Source organism: Deltaproteobacteria bacterium (genome assembly GCA_016218975.1).
Lineage (GTDB): Bacteria > Desulfobacterota > Deferrimicrobia > Deferrimicrobiales > Deferrimicrobiaceae > JAENIX01.
This window is the reverse complement of the sequence record JACRCO010000032.1, coordinates 16,958-40,061: the sequence shown is the minus strand read 5'-3', so window position 1 is coordinate 40,061 and position 23,104 is coordinate 16,958. Positions and strand designations below refer to the sequence as shown.

Here is a 23,104-nt window from a genome sequence, read left to right as displayed (position 1 = left end):
GTCACCTGGACGCGGCATCGGGTGACCGGAACAGGTGGGTGATGGCGTTGGCGTAGTAACACAGAAGCGGCAACTCATCCGGGCGCGCGGAATAGAGCCCGTCCCTCTCGTCCACAAGGCGGCGGAGCATAAGCATTCGAAGCCCGACGTCGACGGCGTAATCCTGGTCGCCGCGCGGAATGTAGACACGCGCCCCCGCGCCCAGTCCGCGAATGCAACGGTGCACCTCGGCCTTCAGCTCCAGGGCGCTGAGTCCTGTTCCGGGATTACGGAGGAATGCCGTAGCGACGAGGGAAACCGGCAGCACCGGGATGACGTTTCCCACGGAATCCATCAAACGCCGAGCCAGCGCCTCCACTTCCGGGAACCGCTCTTCCTTCTCCATCGAGCGGAAGTCGATACTCAGCTCGCGGCAATAATCCTTCATCGAAAGCGGCGTGCCGAAGTTGACGCAGGCGTAGCCGAACCGGTACCAGCGCCCGCGAAGCATAAGGTAAAGGTTCCGGAAGAAGAAGCCGAAGGTTTTCGCGAGAGCGAACGGGAAACTTTTCCGTTCCGCCGCGGGCTCGAGGTCGGCCAGCAGGCTGCGGTCTTCGAGCGTTCGGTCGTAGTTTATCCCCACGGGGATGAATACGAGGTCGCGCTCGCCCTCGGGCGGGAAAGACCTCAACATGTAATCGAGCAGGCCGAGCTTCGGCGGGCGCAGCGTCCCGTCGCGTGAAAGGCCGCCTTCGGGAAAGATCGCCTGGACGACGCCGCTTTCGGTGGCCATGCCCACGTACCGTTCCAGCACGAGGCGGTAAAGCGGATTGCCGGATTTGCGCCGTATGAAATAGGCGCCCAGCGAACGGATGAGAGCCTGCAGAGGCCATATCCTCGCCCATTCCCCCACTGCATAGCTTAACGCCGTGCGGGTCGCGGCAAGGTACGCCACAAGGATGTAATCCATGTTGCTTCGGTGGTTCATCACGAAGACCACGCTGGACTTCGGATGGACCCGTGATAGACCCGCGTCGTCGGTGAATCCCACCCGCACCCGGTAAAGCATGCGCGCCGCCCGCCTCGCCAGCCAATAACCGAGCCTGAAGTAGGCGTAGGCGTTGAAGGAAGGGACGATCTCGCGCGCATACCGTCCGACTTCGGCCATCACTGCGTCGCGGGGCACGTTGTCCCGGCGGGCGCATATTCCGGCGGCTTCCATGATCCTGGGGTCGTACATCAGCCGGTCTATGAGTACCTGCCGCCTGGTCATCGCGAAAGGATGAATCTCGAGATGGAGGCGCTTGTTGATCTCCTCTATGAACATGGCCGCTCTCCGCCGGAAGAACCATCGTACGCCGGGGATCAGCAGGCGTTCGAGCACGGCCCAAATCGCCAGCAGGGCCACGACGGCGGCAAGCCATAGAGGGAGGGTCACGTTTCCGGTCATTCCGGCTCCCTTTTCGATGGGATCTTCAATATTACCGTCATTTTTTACGGGGAAAAGCATCTATAATTCCATCAAGCGGAAAATACGCCGAGAGAGGAGAATCATGATGGCCGATTCGGTGAAAAAGGTCGATTACTTCAAAGCCATGGTTTCCAACAAAATCGGAGAGGGTGCGAAAACCCTTGAGGCCTTGAAAAGGGAAGGGGTGAACCTGCTGGCATTCAGCGGGTTCCCGCGCGGTAAAAAGGCCCAGCTCGATTTCGTCGCGAAGGACGGCGCTGAGTTCCGCAGGGCGGCCAGGCGGGCGGGAATCGACATCACGGAAAAGAAGACATGCTTTCTGATCCAGGGGAAGGATCGCGCAGGCGCGGTGGCCGCCGTTGCGGGGAAACTGGCGGAGGCGGGAGTGGGCATAGTCGCTCTCGACGCCGTAGCCGCGGGCGGCGGAAGATACGGAGCCATTCTCTGGGTCGCGCCGAAGGACGTCGGAAAAGCGGCGAAAGCGCTGGGCGCGTAGCGCAAACCGGGGCGCCGGCTGAATGCATCTCAGGAATAGAGGGCGCAAACCTGTATATTCCGATGGGTTTATATTTCCTTGACGCCTTGGCGGAATTGCTGTTAGAGTGTGCAGCGTCGATCGAAGCGTAAGTCCGCGTCGGACGGCGGGAATAATCTTAAGGAGGAAGGGCAAGTGGTACAAGGCACCGTGAAGTGGTTCAACGACGCAAAGGGGTTCGGTTTCATCTCCCAGGAGGGCGGGCCGGACGTGTTCGTGCATTACAGCGCAATCAAGGGCGAAGGCTTCAAGTCGCTCAACGAGGGAGACCGGGTCGATTTCGAAATCACCCAGGGCCCCAAGGGACCGCAGGCATCGAACGTCGTCAAAGTGAAGTGACGGCATAAGAATCGGGGGAAACAGCGCCCCTGACAATTGAGGCCTCGGCGCATCATTGCCGGGGCTTTAATGTTTACTTGAGGTGAAGTATGCCCGACGACAAGCGCGGGCTGTTCGAATCGCTGTTCGACATTTCCTTCAAGACTCTTGTCACGCCGCGGATCATCAAGGTCCTCTACGCGCTGTCGATCGTGGCGGCCGGTTTCATCGCCGTGGTGCTCGTCATCGAGGGGTTCTCCGAGTCGGCGGGAAAAGGGTTCCTGTCGCTGTTTTTCGTGTCTCCTCTCGTCTTCCTGATACTCGTGATATCCTCCCGGATCGTCTACGAATTGGCCATCGTCGTTTTCCGCATCTCCGAACACACGGCGGAAATCGCGAGGAACACCGCCTTAACGCCACGGCAGGAGGAAACGGCTCCGCCCGCGCCACCCGCCGGCTGAACGGGTTCCTGCGCCGCCTTCCCCGCCGCAGCAGAAGCCTGGCGGGAAATGGGGGGCAGGGGCTAGTCTTCCGCTTCCAGGAATTTTTCCGCGTCGATGGCGGCCTTGCATCCGCTTCCCGCTGCGGTCACCGCCTGCCGGTAGGAAAGGTCGTGCACGTCCCCCGCGGCGAACACTCCCTCCACGCTCGTCTTCGAGCCGTCGCGGAGCACGATATAACCCTTGTCCATATCGAGCTGTCCCTCGAAGATTTTCGTGTTGGGCTCATGACCGATGGCGACGAAGACCCCGTCGATCTTCCGTATTTCTTCCGCGCCGCTTTTCGTGTTCCGGATGCGCGCGGCCGACACCTCGTTTTTTTCGGAATCGAGGATGTCCACGACGACGCGATCCAGGAGGAATTCGATCTTCGTATTCCTCATCGCCCGGTCGATCATGATCCTGGACGCGCGGAACCGGTCGCGCCTGTGCACCAGGGCGACCCTGCTTGCGAAACGCGTGAGGAATATCGCCTCCTCGAGCGCGGTGTCGCCGCCTCCCACCACGATCACCTCCCGATTGCGGAAGAATGCCCCGTCGCAGGTGGCGCATGTGGATACGCCACGGCCCATGAGCCGTTTCTCCGAATCAAGCCCGAGGGTTTTCGCGGAGGCTCCGGTGGCGACGATCAACGTTCTTGTCCGGTACTCCGCCGACTCCGTCCTGACGGTGAAAGGACGGTTTCGGAGATCCACTTCCATCGCCGTTTCGAACGCGTATTCGGCGCCGAAACGTTGCGCCTGGCGTTTCATGATGTCGACCAGTTCCGGTCCCTGGATGCCGTCGACGAAACCAGGGTAGTTTTCGACGTCCGTCGTCAGCGTGAGCTGGCCCCCGGGCTCCCTTCCTTCCAGCACAAGCGGGCCGAGATTGGCGCGTGCGGTGTAGATCGCCGCCGTGGACCCGGCGCAGCCCGAGCCGAGGATGATCACGTTGCGGGTCATCTGGTTTCCTCCCGTTCTTGCGTTATCCGGGAAAGTGTGCCCCCGGCATGTAACGGATGTCAAGGGACGCATGGGCGTTGCAAAAAAAGGCTTAACGAAACGGGTAACTCAAAATAGGATAAGGGGATGAATCGCTCTCAATCCGTCCAGGGGATGGAGGGTCCCATGAAAAAACTCGCGGCGGTCGCGGCGGCGGCGTTGCTGCTTGCCGGGTGCAAACCTCAAGCATCGAACGAAATCAGGATCGGGCTCATCACCCCGCTGACGGGGGATGTGAAGACCTACGGCGAGTCGGTGAGAAACGCATTCGGCATCGCCGTGGACGAGGCGAACCGGGCAGGCGGGGTCGCCGGGATGAAAATAGTCCCCATCGTGGAGGACGACCGGAACGATCCCACCGAGGCGGCAAACGCAGCAACCAAGCTTATCAAGCAGGACCGCGTCCGCGCGATCGTCGGATCCGTAACCTCGAAGGCCACGATCCCGGTATCCGATATCGCTCAGGGTTCGAAGATCCCCGCAATCACCCCTTCCGCCACGAACCCGAAGGTCACGGTTGCCGACGGGAAACGGAAAGACTTCATGTTCCGCGCCTGCTTCATCGATCCTTTCCAGGGCAGGGTGATGGCGAAGTTCGCCCGCGAATCGCTTTTCAAGGAGAAGGCCGCCGTCCTGTACGACGCTTCCAACGACTACTCCAGGGGGATCGCGGAATATTTCGGCGACGCATTCCGGTCCATGGGCGGAAAGGTCGTCTCCTACGAATCGTACGGCAAGGACGACGTGGACTTCTCCGCCTTGCTCACGAAGGTGAAGGCCGCCTCGCCGGACGTGATATTCCTGCCGGACTATTACAACAAGGTCGGGCTGATCGCGAAACAGGCAAGGGAGAAGGGTATACAGACCTCGCTTATCGGCCCCGACGGGTGGGATTCGCCGGACCTGGTGAAGATCGCCGGGAACGCCGTTGAAGGCGGGTATTTCTCGAACCATTACTCGCCCGAAGACACGCGCCCCGAAGTGGTCGACTGGGTGAAGAAGTACAAGGAAAAGTTCGGGCAGACGCCGGACGCGCTCGGAACGCTCGCCTACGACGCCACGAACCTCCTGCTTGAAGCGATCCGGAAGGCCAACAGCGACGATCCCGCCAGGATCCGGCAGGCGCTCGCATCCATCAAGGGATACAAGGGAGTGACGGGGGAGGCCGGGATGGACGACAACGGCAACGCCGTCAAGAGCGCCGTGATCCTGCAGATCGTAAACGGCAGGCAGAAATACCTCAAGGTGGTGAATCCCTGACGGTGAACCCGTGTGGAATACTTTCTTCAACAGTTTCTTAACGGTCTTCAGACAGGATTCGTTTATGCGCTGATCGCCCTCGGATACACCATGGTGTACGGCATCGTCAGGCTGATCAATTTCGCCCACGGCGATGTCTTCATGGTGGGCGCGTTCCTCGGCCTGTACGCGATCGAAAAATTCGGCCTGCCCCTTCCCGCCGTCTTCCTCCTTGCCGTATTCGGGTGCGCCCTCGTGGCGGTCGCGATGGAGCGGGTCGCCTACCGGCCCCTGCGTGAAGCGCCAAGGATCGCGTCCCTTATCACCGCCATCGGCATGTCGCTGTTCCTGGAATACTTCACGTCGCTGCGGCAGGTCTTCGGCCCGAATTACTACTCTTTCCCGAGGCCGTTTCCCGTCACCTCATGGGAAGCGGGCGGGGTATCACTGACCAACATCCAGGTTATTATCTTCGCGGTGACGCTCTGTTGCCTTGCGATCCTCCAGTTCGTCGTATTCCGGACCCGCATGGGGAAGGCGATGCGGGCGGTCTCTTACGACCATGTGACGGCGGGGTTGATGGGTGTGAACGTCAACATGGTGATTTCGTTCACGTTCGGGCTCGGGGCCGCACTGGCGGGGGTGGGAGGCGTTCTGTACGGCATCGCATATCCGCAGATCAATACCTTCATGGGAGTCATGCCGGGCCTCAAGGCTTTCACCGCGGCCGTGCTCGGCGGCATCGGAAGCATTCCGGGGGCGGTGCTGGGGGCACTCATCATGGGGCAATCGGAAACCCTTACCGCCGCGTACCTGTCTTCCACTTACCGTGACGGAATCGCCTTCGTGATCCTGATCGCCGTCCTGTTGTTGCGCCCCACGGGGATCCTCGGCGTCCGGCGGACGGAAAAGGTTTGACCGGCGCCGGACGCATCGCATCCTTCGCACGGAATGCCGCTGCCTTTGCGGCCGCGGCGGCGGCGGGATACCTTCTGGAAGCGACCGGCATCGTCAATCCGTACTGGATCCAGATCTTCCAGCTTGCCTGCATCATGTCCATCTCGGCGTTGGGGTTGAACCTGATCTACGGGTTCACCGGCCTGTTTTCGCTGGGTCACGCCGCTTTCTACGGGATCGGCGCCTATACCGCGGCGTGCGTGATGAAATCCGCCGGCGGGGAATCGCAGGCGGTCTTCCTTGTTTCGCTGGCTGCCGGCACTGCAGGCGCGGCGGCGGTCGCTTTGCTTGTCGGCCTTCCCGTGCTGCGGCTGACGTCGGATTATCTGGGCATCGCCACTTTAGGATTCGGCATCATCATGAAAGTGCTGTTCGACAACGCCGACAGCTTCCTTCCGATGGCGGGCGGCGCGAGGGGAATGACGGGCATCGCGAAGATGACCAACGCCGCGTGGTGCGTCGCCTCCCTATGGATCGTCGCGGTCGCGGTGAGAAACCTCGTCCGCTCCGGTTTCGGCAGGGCGCTCGTTTCGATCCGGGAAGACGAAATCGCGGCGGAATCGGTCGGCATAGACACGTTCCTGTACAAGCTGGCGGGATTCGTCGCCGGCTGCGGCCTGGCGGGCATGGCGGGCGGCCTCTACGCGCACCTGTACACCTTCCTTCATCCCGGCAATTTCGATTTCTTCAAATCGGTCGACGTCCTGGTGATCGTCGTTCTCGGCGGCCTCGGAAACATCAGCGGCACGCTGGTCGCATCCTTCGGATGGATCTTCCTGCTGGAGGTATTGAGGGTCGTTCTCCCCTCCGAATTCATCGAATTCCGCTGGGTGCTGATCCCGGTCCTCCTGATCGTGACGATGCTTCTTCGCCCGCAGGGCCTGTTCGGATTCCGGGAGTTCCGGTTTTTCCGGGACGGAACGGAGGGATGATGCTCGAGGTCAAGGGCATCACGAAACATTTCGGCGGCATAATGGCGTTGTCGGGCGTGGACCTGCGCCTGCGCGAGGGAGAACTTGCAGGGCTGATCGGGCCGAACGGTTCCGGTAAGACCACGGTGTTCAACGTAGTGACCGGTATCTACCGGCCGGACGAAGGCACGGTTGCGGTTTCCGGGAAGACGATATCCGGGTTTGCCCCCCACCGCATCCTGGCGATGGGGATCGCACGCACATTCCAGAACATCCGCCTCTTCCGGAACCTCACGGTCATGGACAATGTGCGCACGGCTCTCCATCCCGGCGCGCCGTACGGCCTGTATTCGGCACTGTTCCGCGCGGGGAGATACGACGAGGGAGAAAGGGAGCTGCGGGAAAAGGCCATGGACCTGCTGTCCATGTTTTCGCTCCAGGTACGGAAGGACGACCTCGCCGGCAGCCTTCCTTACGGGGATCAGCGCAGGCTTGAAATCGCAAGGGCGCTCGCCACCCGGCCGAAAGTGCTTCTTCTCGACGAACCCGCCGCGGGCATGAATCCGTCGGAAGTAAGGGCGTTGATGGAATTTCTCACGGGAATCAGGAAGCGTTTCGGCCTGTCGATCCTGCTGATCGAGCACCAGATGAGGCTCGCGATGGGGATATGCGAACGGCTGATCGTGCTTGATTTCGGTACGGTGATCGCCGAAGGGACGCCCGAAGAAATACGGAACGACCGCCGGGTTATCGAAGCGTATCTCGGCCGGGGTTTCAAACGCGACCCGGAACTTAATGGATAAGGTCGGAAATTGATTCTAATTATAGATAAAATAAGCGTATATTACGGAAGCATGCCGGCGTTGCGAGATCTTTCACTTGAAGTGGGCAAAGGGGAAATCGTTTCGCTGATCGGCGCGAACGGAGCGGGAAAATCCACCGTATTGAAGGCCGTCTCCGGAGTCGTTTCACCGCGCATGGGAAGGGTCCTGTTCGGAGGGGCGGACATAACCGGCAAGCCGCCGCACAGGATCGCCAGGATGGGCATAGCCCACGTTCCCGAAGGACGGGGCGTATTCGCCAACATGACGGTTTCGGAGAACCTGGAGCTGGGGGGATACACCAGGAAATCCGCGCAGGAAGTAAGGAAAGACATGGAGCAGGTCTATTCGCTGTTCCCGAGGCTGAAAGAACGATCCAGGCAGGTCGCGGGCACGCTTTCGGGCGGGGAGCAGCAGATGCTGTCGATCGGCCGCGCCATGGTCGCCAGGCCGGCGCTGATGCTGCTGGACGAGCCTTCGATGGGCCTTTCTCCCTTCCTGGTGGGGGAGATATTCGACATGATCGAAGAGGTGAACCGCAAAGGCGTCGCCATCCTGCTGGTGGAGCAGAACGCTTCCATGGCGCTGGCGATCGCCGGCAGGGCGTACGTGCTGGAGGCGGGGAATATCGTCTTGCAGGGGAATGCCGCCGAATTGCAGAATGAGCCTAAAGTCCGGGAGGCATACCTGGGGGGGTAGCTGCAAAATGTCCATGGAGCGGATCCTTTGGTTCGACGAGCAGCTCCGTGCGGGGCGCAATCCCCGGTCCGCGGATCTGGCGGCGCGCTTCGATGTTTCCCTCCGGACCGCCCAGCGGGATATCGAGGCGATGCGAGACCGCCTGCAGGCTCCGTTGAAGCATCTTCACGGCGGAAAAGGCTACGCTTACGGCGACAAGTCGTTCGACCTTCCGTCCGCCTTCTTCCGCAAGGAGGAACTCGTCGCCCTGCTTTACGCGAGGCGGTTGTTCCGGGAAATCCGTCCCCCGCTGAAGGCGGAGGCCGAATCCATTTCCGCGCGGCTCGACGAGATGTTCCGTTCACCGCTCCTCGAAAAACTGGAAGACGCGGTTTCGTTCGATATCGGGCAGAGGGCCGATATTCCCGAAAGGATATTCTTCGACATGCTTCGCGCGATTCTCCGTAAGCTGGCGGTGCGCATCCACTTCCATCCTTACGAAGACGGAGAGGCCTCCGGGCGCGGTTTCGAAGCCGAGCCGCTGGGGCTTCATTTCGCGCACGGAAACTGGGTTCTTCTCGCGCATGCCGGGAAAAAGAAGGGTGTCTGCGCTTATCCCCTTGCGCGCATGCGGAGGGTCGAGGTCACGGGCCGGCATTTCGTTCATTCGGCGATGGCGGCCGCTGCGGATGCCGCCGCCCGCAGGGGGACGGCGATTTTCCGCGGTGGAATGGCGCGCGGCGTGCGGATCCGGTTTTCCCCCGGAAGGGCCGATCGGATTTCAGCGCAGCGATGGCATCCCGAACAGCGGGTCCAGTTCGGGCTGGACGGCTCGGCGGTCCTCGAGATTCCCGAAGCGCGGGTCCTGTGGGTCCTCGGCCTCGTCCTCCAGGAGCGCGGGGAAGCGGCCGTCATCGCCCCCGCGGAGCTGCGCGACGCCGTGCAATCCGAAATCGACCGCCTGTCGGCCGCGTACCCCGACAGGAAGCGTTAGCCCGCAATTCTCACCACGCTTCTGCGGCGGCGGCGGATACGGCCATGTCTACTGCGTTGCGCTCGGTCGGGCTCCTCGACGTAGTGTCAACTACGCCTGCGGTGCCCTCGGTCGCGACGCCTTGTATACATACCCGTCTCCACCGTCTCGCGACGAACCGTGGTGAGAATTGCGGGCTAGCCCGCCAGGCGCACGATGGGGACGGGTCCCGACGGCTCCTAAGGGTTGCGGGTGCGGCCGAAAACGGCGTCCTTCTTGAACACCCAGAAGAGCCAGCCGATCGCGGGGAAGAGGAACATGCCGCCGGCCGCGAGCGCGATCAGGAGAAAACGCAGCGTCGCCTGCGGGGACGCCGCGGCGGGGACGGTGACGTCGGGGCGGACGAGGAACGGATATTGCGCGGCTCCCCAGCCGGCCAGGATGATGACCGCCTGTGCGGCGGCGCAGATTCGTGCAACGGGATAGGACCGAAGAAGCAGCGACACGTGGGCGCCGAGCGCGGCGGTGGCGGCAAGGAAAACGAGCCCCGGCGACCAGTCGCTCCCCAACAGGGAATGATGGAAATCCTGGGCGCCGCGCCGGGCCAGCAACGGTACGATGACCATCAGGACCCCGACTGCCGCCGACGACCAAAGGGCGCGAAGGCGGAAGTCTTCCCGCAGGGCGGGATCGTCCGTTTCGAAGATCAGGTACACAGCCGCGAGGTAGGAAAAGACCGACAGGGTGAGGAACCCTACCGAGATCGGGAAGGGAGCGAGCCATGCCCGGGAGGCTCCGAATGCGGCCGCTTCCGCAGCGCGTATGCCTCCGGAGGAGACCGCGCCGATCACGACGCCCAGGAGGAGCGGCGTGATGAGGCTCGAGCCGGCGAAAACAAGCCCCCAGCGCCTTCTCTCCCCCTCCTCGTCGTGAAGGTGGTAGGAATGGAACGCGAACGCCGCCCCACGCAGGACGATCCCCGCAAGCAGCAATGTCACCGGAAGGAACAGGGCTGTGGAGACGAGAGCGAACGCGTGCGGAAATCCCGTGAACAGGATCACCACCGCGACGATGACCCAGATATGGTTCGTCTCCCATATGGGGCCGATGGCCTGCGCGATGAGGGCCCTGTGGGCGGGGCTGCGCGGCCCGCGGGAAAGCAGGTCCCAAACGCCTCCCCCGAAATCGGCGCCGCCGAGCAGCGCGTACAGGATCAGGGATGCGAGGATGGCCCCTGCCGCAAGGAGGGAAAGGTCGTGCATTTTATCCCTCCCCCCCGCGAACCGGCGGTCTTTCATCAGATGCGGGAAACGAGGGGCTCCTCGATACCTCTCTCCTGAGAAGCCAGGCGGCCGAAATTCCCAGGGCCAGGTACAGCAGGGAGAAAAATGCGAAGGGAAGCGCCAGGCCGCCGACGGGAGTGACGGCGTCGGCGGTCTTCATCACACCGCGTATGACCCATGGCTGGCGGCCGAGCTCGGTGACGCACCATCCCGCCTGCACCGCGACGATCCCCAGGGGGCTTGAAACGAGCACGGCGAGCAGAAACCTCGGATGGAGCAGATTCTCCCTCGCCCTCCACGCCAGAAGCCCGGCTGACAGCGCGAGCACTGCCATCGCAGTTCCGCAGGCCACCATGGCCTGGAAGGCGGCGTGAACGAGAAGGGGATCGGGCCATTCCTCCCGCGGAAACGCATCGAGACCCTTGACCTCGGCATCCGCGTCATGGAAAGCGAGCAGGCTCAACGCCTTCGGGATCTCGATCGCGAACCTCGTCGTGCCGCTTCGCGCGTCGGGGATTCCACCGATGCGCAGGGGCGCGCCGCGCTGGGTGCGGAACTGGCCTTCCATGGCGGCGAGTTTCGACGGCTGGTCCTTCGCGAGAAAACGCGCATTGAAGTCCCCGCTGACGGGAAGCAGGACGGCGGCCGTTCCCCCCACCCACAGGGCGATGGAGAGGGCATGGCGGTGAAAGAGATTCTCCCGGTCGCCAAGGAGCTTATATGCATGGATTCCCGCGACCGCGAAGCCCGAAGCCGCAAATGCGGCCAGCGACATGTGGACCGCTTCGGTAGCCCAGGCAGGATTCGCCATTGCGGCGAGAGGATCCACGGCCGTAGCCTTTCCATCGACGAGGAGGAAACCCGCGGGGCTGTTCATCCAGGCGTTCGCGGACACCACGAGTATCCCGGATGCCAGGCCCCCGAGCGCCACGCCGATCCCCGCAAGAATGTGCGCACCCGGTGAAACGCGCCCCCAGCCGTAAAGGTAGATCCCCAGGAATATCGCCTCCGCGAAAAAGGCGAATCCCTCGAGGGCGAAGGGGAGACCGACGATCCCGCCGGAGAACGCCATGAACCCGGGCCAAAGCAGGCCGAGTTCGAATGAGAGGACGGTCCCGGAAACTGCCCCGACCGCGAAGAGGACGGCGGTCCCGCGCGCCCAACGCTTCGCCAGCTCGAGGAACACAGGTTTTCCCGTCCTCCGGTGGGCCGCTTCGGCTATCACCATGAGCAGCGGCATTCCCATTCCGGCGACGGCGAAGACGATGTGGAACGCGAACATCATCGCCATCTGGGCGCGCGCGAGAGCCAGCTCGGTCACCGGTACCTCCCGGGCGATATTCTACACCACGTTGCGCTATTTATTACGGCCGGAGGTGCCCGACCGGGATCGGTTCGACTTCGGGAGGGGAGTTGCCCGAGAGGATATCGATAATGCGCTGGTGGAATGATTTCTCTTCCGCGCCGCGGTGAGAGGTGAGGAGGCTCACGCGCAGCGTTTTACCGCCGGGGAGGAAATGCTGCTCCGCGAGAAGGGTTCGCACCATTTGCCTCGCGGCGGCGCGAACGAGAAGTCCTTCCTCCGAATCCCCCGGAGGGACCGCAACGATTACGTGACCGTTGTCGCGGACCGCGTTCGCAGACCCGGCGATGACGTTCAGGACCTTGCTCAGGTGCAGGAGGAATCCATCTTTTTCCTCCGGTCCGAAGGACAGGATCGGTTTGCCCGCGGTCGTCGTTCCCAATGCAGCCACCGCGCCGGCGGGCGGAGAGCCGCCGATGAGTGTATTGTCCAGCCAGGGTTCCAGCAAGCGGGGATCCGAAAGGTCCAGGTCCCGCCGGATCGTTTCGGCGGGCCGGCGCTTCGCCGATGAGGGTGCGCCGTACGCCGGCCGGGAGATCGCCACCTGTCCCGGATTCGATGGATCCTCGGCAAGGGAAGTGATCGCCGCGCCGCGCTCCTTGAGTGCATCCGCCGGCACGGTATAGGTTACCGGCGGTATGCCGAGAGAAAGGAATTGGTATGATTCCCCGGAAATACGTTCCTTCCTGGCAGGGCATTCCCCGGGGAACGTCGAAAAGGAGCCCATGGTGGAAACCTCAAGGAATCGGTCATCGAGGAAGCGGCAGTTCTTCGCTGCATAGAGCACGGCATCCGCCACCTGCTCGTTCGCGGGCGGGTCGCCCGGGACCGTTGCCGGGAACCAGTCCCCGATACGTCCGAACCATTCCTCCAATTCCGCGCGCCTCCCCTTCGGCAGGCTGCTCTCGCGGATGCCGGCGAGAAAGGCCTTCGACGCGCTTTCACGTTCCCGGGGGGAGAGGGAGCGGTCGAAGGAGCGGAGGAAGCGTTCCTGGAGAGACCCGCTCTCGGCTCCCTTGAGGTCGCGCAGCGAACCCAGGCGCTCCGCGAATTTGCCGGCGTAATTCTTCATCACCCAATCCATCCGCGGTCCCGCGATAAGGCTGGGGGCGACGTCCGCGATCCGGATGTTTTCTTCACCGAGGCGTTTCCGGAGCGCGAGCGTCAAGGCCTTGAGAAGGATCTTGGATACCGTGTAGATCGTCCGGAACAGGTACGGATGATCGGCGTAATACGTGGACACGTTCACTATAGTACCGCCGCCGGGCTGGTTCTTCATGATGTCCCGGAGGATTGATACCGCCGTCCAGGGTCCGAGGAAATTGCTTCTCAGGACGGCGTCCCAGCTCGGCCGGTGGTCGCGGAGGACCTCTCCGACCGGGGAGAAATCCCCGCCCGCCCCCGCATTGTTCACGAACGCGTCGATCCTGCCGAAGCGGTTCCGCGTTTCCTCGATGAGGGCTCGCACTTTCCGGTGGCTGGAGACGTCCGTATCGATCCAGAGCGTGCGTCCTCCCGCACGGCGCATGGCGGCAAGCGCGGCGTCGGCCGCCGACAGCTCCTTCCGGGCCTTTTCCGTTTCCTCGGCGGTCTGGCCGGTCGAGCGCGGATGCCGGCTTGCAGCCACCACGGTCGCATGTTCCGCGGCGAACCGCAGCGATATTTCCCTGCCGAGGTTCCGGATGCCACCGGTCACCACGACTACCTTCCCTGCCATCGAGCCGGGCGCTTCCAGTGGTTCCTCCGGCAGGCGTGCGGTCGCGTTCTTCTCGTCGGGGAGGAGGACCGCTCCCGATACGATTTTTCCCTCTTCAAGGAGCCAAAGAACCGTAGCGGCCGTCCTCGCGGCGCCGGCGGCCTTGTTCCTTCCGTCCGTCCTGCCGGGAAGGATCAGGCCGATGTTGATGTCGCTTACGTGCGACGGGGACGTGCCGTCGTCCTGCGCCTTCCTCATAAGGGCGCGTTCCATCGACTCGGTTGCGACTGCCGGGCGCAGCATCGCCTGGAAAACCTGCACGAGAAGCCGTTCCCGCAGGGAGGGAACGCCGGAGAGGTCCGGTCCCACGATGACGATCGTACCGTCGACTCCGTCGCGGTCCATCCTTCGCTCGGCCTGCCAGCAGAGAAGCCGGGGGATAAATCCGAACCGGTCGACGCATCCGCTCCACTCTTCGAAAGGATATCGGGATAGAGGGCGCTTCCAGTCCACGCTTCCGGTGAAATGAAGAAGGAGATCGATTCGGGGGAGGCTGTCGAAGAGTTCCTGCACTTCCGCCTGGCGGGAAAGGTCCGCGGGATAAACGGTCGCCGTCCCGTCGCCGCCGCTGGAATTTATCCGGTGGGCGAGTTCCTCGAGTTCGTCCGTCCGGCCTCCGGCGAGGACGACGTTCCCTCCCGCGCGGGCCAGCGCTTTCGCGGACGCTTCGATGAGCGGTCCGTCCCCGCCGGAGCAGGAGTGCAACGCAATCAGCGCCACCTTTCCTGCGAAGTCCGGGTATCGCGAAAGCGCGGCGGGGGATGGCAGCACGGCCGGCGGCTGCTCGTAGGTAACGCCTCCCATCGGAAGGCGGTGCCCCCCTATGGTGCGCCGGAAGGCGACGTGCTGGACTTCGAGCGCTACCCTCGCGAAATGCCTGGGATGGACGAATTCGCGGCCTACCGTGCGGTCGAGAGTGTCCCGTTCCAGCGTCTCGGGAGATACCTTGCGCCCGATGCGGGCGCGCGCCTGCGACCCCTTGTCGAAGACGCCGGAGCCTTTCCGGATACGGTCTGTAGCCACAGCCGCGGGGTTGAGGGACAGGACGGAGATGTTCTTTTCGGCGAGCATCCAGGCGAGATAATCGCCCAGGGCAAGCTTGGCGGATTGCGCGGAGGTGTACGGAAGCCGGCCGGGGTAGGCGTGAAGCACGTGGCGGTGGATGCTCTCGCTGTAGAAGGTCCCGACCATGACGATCACGCCGCCGCGGGGCCTGGTTTCCATCAGGCGTGCGGCCTCGAGGCTGGCGAGCCATGCCCCCGTAAGGTGGATATTCATCGCCTCACGGTACTGGTCGAAATGCTCCTCCCGGTATGCGGAGCCGAATTCCACAGGCCCCGATACGCCCGCGTTGTTGTAGAGGAGGTCGATCCTGCCGAATTCCCGTTCGATCCGCTCGAACATCTCGCCGACGTACTTGGGATCGCTCAAGTCTCCCTGCACGATCAGTGTCCGGTTCGTCAACCCGAGGAAACGGATCAGGTCTTCGATGTCCGCGCGCGTCTCCTCGAGCGGCGCGGGCCGCCGTCCCGTTATGACGACGTTCGCCCCGCGCCCGGCGGCTTCGAGCGCGATCGCCCTCCCCATCCCGGTTCCCCCTCCCGTGACGACTACGACCTGTCCGGCGAGCGACGTATCGGGATACCGGACATAGTTATAGGAATGGGTTACCGAGACGGCGCGGCGGATGAGGTGGCTTGCGCGGGCTGGATTCGTCTCTTCGCCGAGCGAGACGAACAGGCGGTAAAGAGGGTCCTCCATGCCGGTGGCTTCATAGTAGGCCGCCATCAGGCGCCGGGTATCGGCGGTCAGGGACTGGAAGAACCGGTAGCCCTCGAGCGCGCCCTTTACCGCCACCCCGAACTGTTTGTCTATATTGAGTTTTTCATCGGGGAATGCTCCGTCGCGGACGAACCGGCAAGCCAGGATGGCCGGAATCCCTTCCGGAAAGTTTCCTGACGTCATTTCCCGGCCCAACGATTCGATGAACGATTTTTCGAATACCCAGTGCACGCGTCCATGGCCGTCGATGAACTTCGCACTGGGCCGCTCGAGATCGGAGATGACGTGGATGCTCCTGGGGCTGCCTTTCTCCGCCAACGGGTCCGTGCCGGTGTCGCCGCCGAGGGCTTCCTGCCGGCCACGGACCACCTCCGCGGCGGCGCCGAGCAGCGATGCGAGTTCCCTTGCTTTCCTCCCCGCCCATGGTTCCGCAAGGATCTCGCCTTTCTCCATGCGGAGCCCTTCGTACCCCGGGTCGGCATCGAGCGCATGCGACCGGATGGCGATGGCGATCAGCCCGGAGATCTCCTCCCGCGAGCTCTCCGGGGTATCCTGCGAAAGGGCCATCTTCCGAAGTATCTCCAATGCGTCGTCGGTGTTTCCCTCCTCCAGGGCTTTCCTTCCCTGGGCCACGCGTTCGCGGGCTATCTCTCCGCGCGTCTCTTTCAGGACCGTTTCCACGTGCTCCCGGTACCTTGCGCCCATCGCCCGTGCGAGGGAGACCACCTCGCCGATCCTTCGTTCGTCCGTCCCGTACGCCGCCGCAAGTTCCTCCATCCGGAACTCGTCCGGTTCGTAGGAAGCTCCGAGGATGCGGTCGAAGTAGGCGAAGTCCCGGTCGCGGCCCGCTTCCCCGGCGATGAAGCGGTTCAGGTCGCTGATGTCGGTGCCGTCCGGGGACGGAGGCGAAGCGTTGAAGGCCGACTCGCAAAGCACCGCCGCCATGTGCGGCAGGCCGAAGGCCCACTCGAGGATCGGGTGCAGGATCGCCTGAAGAAGAAGGCGCGGGTTCTGCCGCGTCTTCGAGAGAAACGCTTTCGTGATGAAGATGCAGGGCGAAGCGCCGTCCACGTCGGGAAACCGCTTTTTCCCCGCCCAAAGGATCTCGCTCCCTTTACGGACGAGCAGGACCTCGCAGGTCGGACGTGCGTTATCCCGGGGAAACCCGGTCCGTTCGTCGAGGTCGACGATCGAGACTCCTATCTCTCCTTTCCTTAGAATGCGCGCGGCGTTTTCCGAAGCGTTGCCCGCGCCGGCCGGAAATATGGAAGCGGTCGCAGCGGGAAACCGGTGCCCGCGAAGGAGGAACAGGATCTCTTTCAATGCCGCCTGCGGAAGATCGAAGACCTTTCCCTCCGCCTCTTTCTCGCGGATAAGGCCGGCGATGCTTTCTATCTCATCGGCGCCGATATGGCGGTCCCCGGGAGCTTTCTTCGTTATCGGCATATCGCCGCTCATGCTTCCTCCGGAAGTGTCAGCAATGTGAGAAACGACGATTGGCGAGGGTCCTTCTCAACGAAGCGGCGAACCCATTCCTGCCCTCCCGCCGATGCGGCCGCCTCGCCGAACGCCACTGCGTCGTTCGCGAGACCCGCCGCGAAGCCGTTTTCGAAACCGTGTATCATCGCCTGCAGGGCGACCCTTGCGGCGAATCTCCTTGCGGCCCGCAGGTCGGAGGCTTCGGCGGCGCCGGGGGCGGGAGCGGAAAGGATGTCTCGCACGGACGGCAGTCCGAGAAGGCGGTCGAGGGCTGCCTTCTGCCGCGACGCGGCGCCGTCCCAATCGATCTTCGGCGCCTTCCTTTTACCTTCGAGTATCTCCTTCACCACCCGGATCGCGCGCGGGAGGGCGGCCGCCGAATTGCAGAATTCATCGGCAAGCCCCATCCCGACGGCGGCGTGGCCGTCGACGGGTTCGCCGTTGACGCACATCGACGCGGCTTTCCACGGCCCCGCGAGGCGCGGAAGGCGCTGCATCCCTCCGTAACCGGGAATGATCCCGAGCTTCACTTCCGGTTGTCCGAGGCTGGCGTTTTCCGTCACGATCCGGTATCGGGCGCTCATGGCGAGCTCGTTGCCGCCGCCGAGCGCGAAACCGTCCACCACCGCGATAACAGGCACCGGGAGGTTTTCCAGCTCCGTGAAGACGCCGATGTTTTTCGCGGCGAGACGCGCTATCTCTTCACTGCTCTTGCCGAGGAACTCCTTGACGTCCGCGCCTGCCACGAAAGACCTTCCGGATCCGGTGAGGATAACCGCCCGCACCGTCTTTCCGTCGATCGTCCCGGATTCCCGGATTCCCCGGATAACGTCCGCTAACTGCGAGAGCACCTCCTCGCTGAGCGCATTCAATGCGTCGGGGCGGTGAAACGAGAGAACTGCGGTCTCGCCCGCAAGGCGAATTCCGAGAAAACGGTTTTGACGCGGATCGGGGGCGCGCAAAGCGTCGCCGAGGTAGCGATCCTCGCAATCCGCGATCGTGCGTCCCGGGCGATCGGCCTGGACGAGCGCAACCCCCTTGGGTTTCGTCATCGAGCCGTCCAGCATGCGCTGCTGCAGCCCGGGGATGCCGTCCAGCCCGGTCATCTCCAGGTCGTCCTGCTCCATCGACAGCCCTCCGCCCGCAAGAAGGCGTACGACTTCCGCCGCCTGCGAGGAGTTGTACATGTGAGACCCGAGGATGGACAGGTCCGTTCCGCCGCGGACAACGATATACCCCGAGGGCATTGCATCTCCCTCATCGAAATCGCGAAGCACGAACGAACTGAAGTGGAGGGTGCTTTGATCCGTTCGCTCGACTACGAAGTCCGGGCTGACCCTGGAGCCGAAGATGCCCCACAACGCTTTGCCCAGGGCCTGCGCATGCTTCGTGAAACCGGAGGCGTACCCGGGATTCGGCCGGCCGTCGGAGGTCAGGGGATCGGGCATGTCCTCGGGGAATTCGAAGGCGTCGCGGTCGAGGAAATTCTTCGGCGGCACCCCCATGCGCCGCAATTCCGCGATTCCCCGCTTTTCCGTTTTCGAGGAAGCGATGACGGCGATTTCGGCTTTCCGCGACAGGGCGGCGCGGGCGAACTTGCGGGCGTAGGCATCGGCGCCCCAAATTAACCCCCGGCGGCCGGGAAGCAGCCCGATTTCATCGAATATCGCATCCGGGTTCCCCTTTCGGAACAGGATCTGCTTCTGGCGCATCCACACCCACCGTGCATCCATGGCGAACCGGCGTCCCCGGTACCAGAACGTCTCCTTGTATTCGCCGCGAAGGCCCGCACCCGTTGCGCCGAAGAAGGCGAGCCTGCCGTCATCCGAAAGGACGGAAACGAGCAGCGGGAAGAGGGCTCCGCCCGTATGCTCGAACACCGCGTCAACGGGACGCCCGCCGTTCGCTTCGAAAACCTTCCTGCGGAACGGCTCCGTCCTTTTTTCCCATTCATCGAGGCTCTCGCCGGAAGGAACGACGCCGAAGACCTCTCCCGGAATTTCCCTGCGGTTCACGAAGGCATCGGCCATCCCCCGTTCGATCAACGACCGGGCAAGTTCGGGGTTCGATCCCATGATGAGTACACGGGCGCCGAGGGCTTTTGCGATCTGTATCCCGGCGAAGCTGGTCCCCTTGCCGCCGCCCATGACGAGGACCGAATCGCCCGGCGCAACCCGAAGGCGCTCGACAACTGCGCGGTAAGCCGTGCCGAAGGTGAGCATCATCGCTGCGAGCCGCTCCGGCGTGTATCCGCGCAACGGCGCGGGGACCGGGATCGCCCGATCTTCCTCGATAACGACGAATTGCGCGTTGAAACCGTCATGGGTTTCGTAGCCGCGGATGTTCCTGCCGGTCCATGAGTCGAGAATGACCGCCTGCCCCGACCTGACGCGCGTTACAGCGGGGCCTGCGTCAACGACAATGCCGAGGGCGTCGCTTCCGGGGATATGGAGCGCGGCCGAATCACCGCGGCCGAACACGGGAACGGGCAATCCGAGGGCCGCAAAGTTCGTGTTGAAGTTCGGGCCCGTCGCCAGAACGGCCACGATGACTTTTTTCGCATCCGTCGGACGAAGCCGCGGCGCGGCGACGGTCTCCATGCGCAACGATTCCGAAGGGGGGCCGTATCGTTCGCGGTGGATCGTGATCGCCTGCATGCGTTCGGGGATGTCCATCTCGAGGCAGGGGAGAACTCCAAGGGGCCAGTAACCGCCGTGCGCGAGGGTCGGTCCGCTCAATTTCTGTTACCTCCGGGTTCGTTGTTCACCTGGCGTCCTGGGGAAATATTTTGTTCTTAGGATTCAGGTGAATTGAAATCGATTCTACGGAATCATATAATAAAAATTGCGGTAAACGGCGCATATGGGCGGCAACTCGCGAACCAACCTTCCGGCGGAAGGGGGTCGCGATGGCGGATTTACTGATCTGGGTGTTTTTCGGAGCCGGTTTTTTCGTGATGATCGTGATGATCGTTTCGGTGTTCCGGGGGATCTGGGAGGGCAGGAAAGAGCGTGAACTCTGGAAGTCATTGGAGGGGAAATCTTCGTTTTTAAAGAAATAAGCGGAATATAATGTTTTTTGTACGGTCATGAATAAAACATACGGGTAAGCAGGCCAATATAATGCTCAAAGTGGGAAAATAATTTCCCATTCGTTTGTTTCAAATCGGCATATAGCCCGAAAAATCCTCTTGAAACCTTCTTATTCCAATGAGCATCCTCACGGTCTGGAATTTGCTTCAATACACGCAAGTGAATGCAACGAACAACCACGTTGCATTAATTCGCAGAGAAGCGCGGGCGCCGAATGGAAATTCGTGGATATCCCGTTTACCGCATCGCAGCAGGAGATAAGGACGTCGAGCGCATCGGTTCCATTCTCGAATTTCGTCGAAGCCGCAGGAGCATGAACCGGCTCGGCCTTACGAAACTCGCGCAGAAGATTTTTGCCGGCGGGCCGGGCGATATCGTCATCGTGGGCTACGATTCCATACTGGAAAGGGAAGAACTCCTACAGGAGTCCGGGATACGAAGTTCCGCAGGATAATCAAGAATCCCATTGACAGCCCGGTTCAATTTGGATAGGTAGAATACGTCACTTTTTCGGTCCTTCGTCCGGGCGTTGCGCGCGCCGATGGCCGGCGCGAAATATAGCTTCCACCTGACGGGCCGAACGCAACGGGGCGGCGCATCGCCCCCAGACGAACGACCCGAGGGGTCGAACCAAAGGAGACGGGAATGGCGACTGGAACGGTCAAGTGGTTCAACGACGCAAAGGGGTACGGCTTCATCACGCAGGACGAGGGGGACGATATCTTCGTACACTTCAGCGAGATCCGCGGAGACGGCTTCCGCTCGCTGGCCGAAGGGCAGAAGGTGGAGTTCGAGGTGACCGCGGGACCGAAGGGGAAAAAGGCGGCGAACGTCCGCAAAGTCTGAACGCCGATTCCCGCATCGAATCCGGGCGCCAGGGGGGCAACTCCCCGGCGCCTTTTCTTTTCCGCACCCCTTTGTTAGATTGTCGAAAACAATCCCGGCGGTGAATCCATGTCCGATTCCCTCGTTCCCCTGTTTCGCCCGGAACGCATCGCGGTCGTCGGCGCTTCGTCCAATCCGGAAAAAATGGGGTTCCAGATATTCCGTAACATCGTCGAGGCGGGGTTCCGGGGAGAAATCCTGCCGGTCAACCCCAAGGGCGAGACAGTGCTCGGCAGGATCTCGCTCAAGTCCGCATCGGAGCTTCCCGAGGGGACCGACCTGGCGGTTCTCATCATACCGGCAAAGCTAGTCCCCGGGACGATTCTCCAGCTCGGCGAGCGGAAGGTCCGGTCCGCCATCGTCATCAGCGGGGGATTCGCGGAGTCGGGGGAGGCGGGGGCAGCCATCCAGGAAGAGATGACGCGCAACGCCGCGCGGTGCGGGATCCGCATCGTAGGGCCGAATTGCCAGGGGGTGAATTACCCTTATCACGGGGTATGCGCCTCGTGGCCGCTCATCACCCGGAGAGGCGACATCGCCTTCATATCCCAAAGCGGCACGGTCGGGGCGGCGATGGCCGACTGGGCTTCGGAGGATCATCTCGGGTTCTCCGCGTTCGTCAGCATGGGGAACCGCGCCGATGTCGACGAGGCGGACCTCATCGCATTCTTCGCGGGCGATCCGAACACGAAAGTGATCTCCCTGTACATAGAAGGGGTGAAGGACGCGGCGAAGTTCCTCGCGGCCGTCGGGAAATGCCGAAAGCCTTTGGTGATCTTCAAGGCGGGACGCACCGAGCGGGGAAGGAAGGCGGCCGAATCCCATACGCGTTCGCTTGCGGGGAGGGACGAGATCTACGACGCTGTGTTCCGGCAGTTCGGAGTCCATCGCGCGCAATCGCTGGAAGACCTCTACGACTTTTCCAAGTCGCTTGCCTACCTGCCTCCGCCGGAAGGCCCAAGTATGCTGATCGTGACAAGCTCGGGGGGATCCGCCATCATCGCCACCGACGTGGCGGAGGAGGAAGGTTTCCGCGTGACCCCGTTGCCGGACGGGCTTGCGGCGCGCTTGAGGGAGTTGCTGCCTTCCCACTGCATCGTGGGGAACCCGCTGGATCTCACCGGAGACACCGACGCAGCAAGGTACAGGAAAGTCCTCGAAGCTGCGGCCGGACATTACGACGTGGTCATGCCCATATTCGGCGACCCGATCCCGGGCGCCTGCGATGTGATCACGCCGGGTAGGTGCGAACTTGTATCCTACCTGGGCGGCGCCGATGTCGAGCGCGCGGAAAGGGTGTTGCTACACGAAAAGAAGATAGCGGTGTTTCCCACTCCCGAGCGGGCGGTGCGCGCCCTTGCGTGTCATGCGCGGTTCCGGCGGGAAACCTTCCCGCTGGAGGCGGGGAAGACGCCTGACGCGCGGAGCGGAGAGGCAGGTGGAAAGGCCCTCGCCCCGGCGGACTCCATGCGGCTCCTGTCGGACGCAGGGTTTCCCGTCGTACCGTTCGCGCACGCGCGGAACGAGGAGGAGGCCGTCAGGGCGGCAAGGAAAATCGGCTATCCCGTCGCGGTGAAGGTGAACTCTCCGGATATTACGCATAAGAGCGATATAGGGGGAGTGCTCCTCGGCATCGCGGACGATGAAGGCGTGCGGCGGGCCTGCCGGGGCATAGCCCAGGCCGTGAAACGATTTGGCGCGAGGGACGAGGGTGTTGTCGTCAGCGCGATGGCGCAGCCGGGAAAGGAAGTCATCGTCGGAGTGGCGAGGGACCTCCAGTTCGGACCTGCCGTCATGTTCGGCATGGGCGGCGTCCTGGTGGAAGCTATGGAGGATGTTTCCTTGCGGATCGTCCCGCTGGCGAAAAAGGACGCGGAGGAAATGATTGCGGGGATACGGGGCGCGAAACTGCTCGAAGGCTATCGCGGCGGAGCTTCCTCGGACACGGCGGCGGTTCGCGAACTTCTGATGAAAGTGTCCGCTTTCGCCGCGGATCATCCCGAAATGGCGGAGCTTGACCTTAACCCGGTCATCGTACACGAAAAAGGGGTTTCGATCGTCGATGCGCGGGTGGTTCCCGCAGACTCGAAGTCATGAGC

Annotated in this window: 19 protein-coding genes; 13 read left to right on the top strand and 6 right to left on the bottom strand. The window is 62.6% G+C overall.

Annotated elements, in window-relative coordinates:
- Position 1: 1 nt before the first annotated feature.
- Positions 2 to 1,429 (bottom strand): 1-acyl-sn-glycerol-3-phosphate acyltransferase, encoded by a 1,428-nt coding sequence (locus tag HY896_03845; protein MBI5575475.1) that lies wholly within the window; start codon positions 1,427 to 1,429, stop codon positions 2 to 4.
- A 103-nt stretch (positions 1,430 to 1,532) separates the two neighbouring features.
- Here HY896_03845 and HY896_03840 point away from each other — a divergent pair, with 103 nt between their 5' ends.
- The 3 genes from HY896_03840 (at position 1,533) to HY896_03830 (ending at position 2,764) form a co-directional block, all read left to right on the top strand.
- Positions 1,533 to 1,946: a hypothetical protein gene (locus HY896_03840; GenBank protein MBI5575474.1), complete on the top strand. Its 414-nt coding sequence runs from the start codon at positions 1,533 to 1,535 to the stop codon at positions 1,944 to 1,946.
- A gap of 174 nt (positions 1,947 to 2,120) precedes the next feature.
- Positions 2,121 to 2,324 (top strand): cold-shock protein, encoded by a 204-nt coding sequence (locus tag HY896_03835; GenBank protein MBI5575473.1) that lies wholly within the window; start codon positions 2,121 to 2,123, stop codon positions 2,322 to 2,324.
- Between the two features lie 89 nt (positions 2,325 to 2,413).
- A complete protein-coding gene (locus tag HY896_03830; protein ID MBI5575472.1) occupies positions 2,414 to 2,764 on the top strand; it encodes a DUF4282 domain-containing protein in 351 nt (116 codons plus the stop codon).
- A gap of 62 nt (positions 2,765 to 2,826) precedes the next feature.
- Here HY896_03830 and trxB read toward each other — a convergent pair whose 3' ends face one another.
- Positions 2,827 to 3,747 carry a thioredoxin-disulfide reductase gene (gene trxB, locus HY896_03825; GenBank protein ID MBI5575471.1) on the bottom strand — a complete coding sequence of 307 codons (921 nt, stop codon included), beginning with the start codon at positions 3,745 to 3,747 and terminating at the stop codon, positions 2,827 to 2,829.
- Positions 3,748 to 3,900: 153 nt separating this feature from the next.
- On the opposite strand from trxB, the gene HY896_03820 reads away from it, so the two are divergent.
- Genes HY896_03820 through HY896_03795 form a run of 6 tightly spaced genes read left to right on the top strand, consistent with a single transcriptional unit; the run spans position 3,901 to position 9,386 of the window.
- Positions 3,901 to 5,046: an ABC transporter substrate-binding protein gene (locus tag HY896_03820; protein ID MBI5575470.1), complete on the top strand. Its 1,146-nt coding sequence runs from the start codon at positions 3,901 to 3,903 to the stop codon at positions 5,044 to 5,046.
- A gap of 12 nt (positions 5,047 to 5,058) precedes the next feature.
- A complete protein-coding gene (locus HY896_03815) occupies positions 5,059 to 5,943 on the top strand; it encodes a branched-chain amino acid ABC transporter permease (protein ID MBI5575469.1) in 885 nt (294 codons plus the stop codon).
- Positions 5,940 to 6,914 carry a branched-chain amino acid ABC transporter permease gene (locus tag HY896_03810; protein ID MBI5575468.1) on the top strand — a complete coding sequence of 325 codons (975 nt, stop codon included), beginning with the start codon at positions 5,940 to 5,942 and terminating at the stop codon, positions 6,912 to 6,914. The genes HY896_03815 and HY896_03810 overlap by 4 nt, the downstream gene beginning before the upstream one ends.
- Complete coding sequence (locus tag HY896_03805) at positions 6,911 to 7,696, top strand: ABC transporter ATP-binding protein (protein MBI5575467.1); 786 nt, start codon at positions 6,911 to 6,913, stop codon at positions 7,694 to 7,696. Before HY896_03810 ends, HY896_03805 begins: the two co-directional genes overlap by 4 nt.
- 12 nt (positions 7,697 to 7,708) lie before the next feature.
- Positions 7,709 to 8,413: an ABC transporter ATP-binding protein gene (locus HY896_03800; protein MBI5575466.1), complete on the top strand. Its 705-nt coding sequence runs from the start codon at positions 7,709 to 7,711 to the stop codon at positions 8,411 to 8,413.
- Between the two features lie 13 nt (positions 8,414 to 8,426).
- Entirely contained in the window at positions 8,427 to 9,386 is a 960-nt protein-coding gene (locus HY896_03795) for a WYL domain-containing protein (GenBank protein MBI5575465.1), read from the top strand.
- A gap of 218 nt (positions 9,387 to 9,604) precedes the next feature.
- Here the strand turns inward: HY896_03795 and HY896_03790 are convergent, their stop codons facing one another.
- Genes HY896_03790 through HY896_03775 form a run of 4 tightly spaced genes read right to left on the bottom strand, consistent with a single transcriptional unit; the run spans position 9,605 to position 19,766 of the window.
- Complete coding sequence (locus HY896_03790; protein MBI5575464.1) at positions 9,605 to 10,627, bottom strand: cytochrome d ubiquinol oxidase subunit II; 1,023 nt, start codon at positions 10,625 to 10,627, stop codon at positions 9,605 to 9,607.
- A 1-nt stretch (position 10,628) separates the two neighbouring features.
- Positions 10,629 to 11,969 (bottom strand): cytochrome ubiquinol oxidase subunit I, encoded by a 1,341-nt coding sequence (locus HY896_03785; GenBank protein MBI5575463.1) that lies wholly within the window; start codon positions 11,967 to 11,969, stop codon positions 10,629 to 10,631.
- A gap of 43 nt (positions 11,970 to 12,012) precedes the next feature.
- The gene (locus HY896_03780) at positions 12,013 to 17,007 is read right to left on the bottom strand and encodes an SDR family NAD(P)-dependent oxidoreductase (protein MBI5575462.1); all 4,995 of its coding nucleotides are present in this window, start codon (positions 17,005 to 17,007) and stop codon (positions 12,013 to 12,015) included.
- Positions 17,004 to 19,766: an enoyl-CoA hydratase/isomerase family protein gene (locus HY896_03775; GenBank protein MBI5575461.1), complete on the bottom strand. Its 2,763-nt coding sequence runs from the start codon at positions 19,764 to 19,766 to the stop codon at positions 17,004 to 17,006. Before HY896_03775 ends, HY896_03780 begins: the two co-directional genes overlap by 4 nt.
- A gap of 170 nt (positions 19,767 to 19,936) precedes the next feature.
- On the opposite strand from HY896_03775, the gene HY896_03770 reads away from it, so the two are divergent.
- From HY896_03770 to HY896_03755, 4 genes are all read left to right on the top strand, one after another.
- Positions 19,937 to 20,089, top strand: coding sequence for a hypothetical protein (locus HY896_03770; GenBank protein MBI5575460.1), 153 nt, complete (start codon positions 19,937 to 19,939; stop codon positions 20,087 to 20,089).
- Between the two features lie 245 nt (positions 20,090 to 20,334).
- Positions 20,335 to 20,574 carry a hypothetical protein gene (locus HY896_03765; protein ID MBI5575459.1) on the top strand — a complete coding sequence of 80 codons (240 nt, stop codon included), beginning with the start codon at positions 20,335 to 20,337 and terminating at the stop codon, positions 20,572 to 20,574.
- Positions 20,575 to 20,765: 191 nt separating this feature from the next.
- The gene (locus HY896_03760; protein MBI5575458.1) at positions 20,766 to 20,966 is read left to right on the top strand and encodes a cold-shock protein; all 201 of its coding nucleotides are present in this window, start codon (positions 20,766 to 20,768) and stop codon (positions 20,964 to 20,966) included.
- Between the two features lie 108 nt (positions 20,967 to 21,074).
- Positions 21,075 to 23,102 (top strand): acetate--CoA ligase family protein, encoded by a 2,028-nt coding sequence (locus HY896_03755; protein MBI5575457.1) that lies wholly within the window; start codon positions 21,075 to 21,077, stop codon positions 23,100 to 23,102.
- Positions 23,103 to 23,104 lie beyond the last annotated feature (2 nt).

What these genes read in the sequence shown, in the direction of transcription:
- HY896_03845 (MBI5575475.1), bottom strand. Translation starts at nt 1,429, where the DNA reads ATGACCGGAAACGTGACCCTCCCTCTATGGCTTGCCGCCGTCGTGGCC.
- HY896_03840 (MBI5575474.1), top strand. Translation starts at nt 1,533, where the DNA reads ATGATGGCCGATTCGGTGAAAAAGGTCGATTACTTCAAAGCCATGGTT.
- HY896_03830 (MBI5575472.1), top strand. Translation starts at nt 2,414, where the DNA reads ATGCCCGACGACAAGCGCGGGCTGTTCGAATCGCTGTTCGACATTTCC.
- trxB (MBI5575471.1), bottom strand. Translation starts at nt 3,747, where the DNA reads ATGACCCGCAACGTGATCATCCTCGGCTCGGGCTGCGCCGGGTCCACG.
- HY896_03820 (MBI5575470.1), top strand. Translation starts at nt 3,901, where the DNA reads ATGGAGGGTCCCATGAAAAAACTCGCGGCGGTCGCGGCGGCGGCGTTG.
- HY896_03805 (MBI5575467.1), top strand. Translation starts at nt 6,911, where the DNA reads ATGATGCTCGAGGTCAAGGGCATCACGAAACATTTCGGCGGCATAATG.
- HY896_03795 (MBI5575465.1), top strand. Translation starts at nt 8,427, where the DNA reads ATGGAGCGGATCCTTTGGTTCGACGAGCAGCTCCGTGCGGGGCGCAAT.
- HY896_03790 (MBI5575464.1), bottom strand. Translation starts at nt 10,627, where the DNA reads ATGCACGACCTTTCCCTCCTTGCGGCAGGGGCCATCCTCGCATCCCTG.
- HY896_03780 (MBI5575462.1), bottom strand. Translation starts at nt 17,007, where the DNA reads ATGAGCGGCGATATGCCGATAACGAAGAAAGCTCCCGGGGACCGCCAT.
- HY896_03770 (MBI5575460.1), top strand. Translation starts at nt 19,937, where the DNA reads ATGGCGGATTTACTGATCTGGGTGTTTTTCGGAGCCGGTTTTTTCGTG.
- HY896_03765 (MBI5575459.1), top strand. Translation starts at nt 20,335, where the DNA reads ATGGAAATTCGTGGATATCCCGTTTACCGCATCGCAGCAGGAGATAAG.
- HY896_03760 (MBI5575458.1), top strand. Translation starts at nt 20,766, where the DNA reads ATGGCGACTGGAACGGTCAAGTGGTTCAACGACGCAAAGGGGTACGGC.
- HY896_03755 (MBI5575457.1), top strand. Translation starts at nt 21,075, where the DNA reads ATGTCCGATTCCCTCGTTCCCCTGTTTCGCCCGGAACGCATCGCGGTC.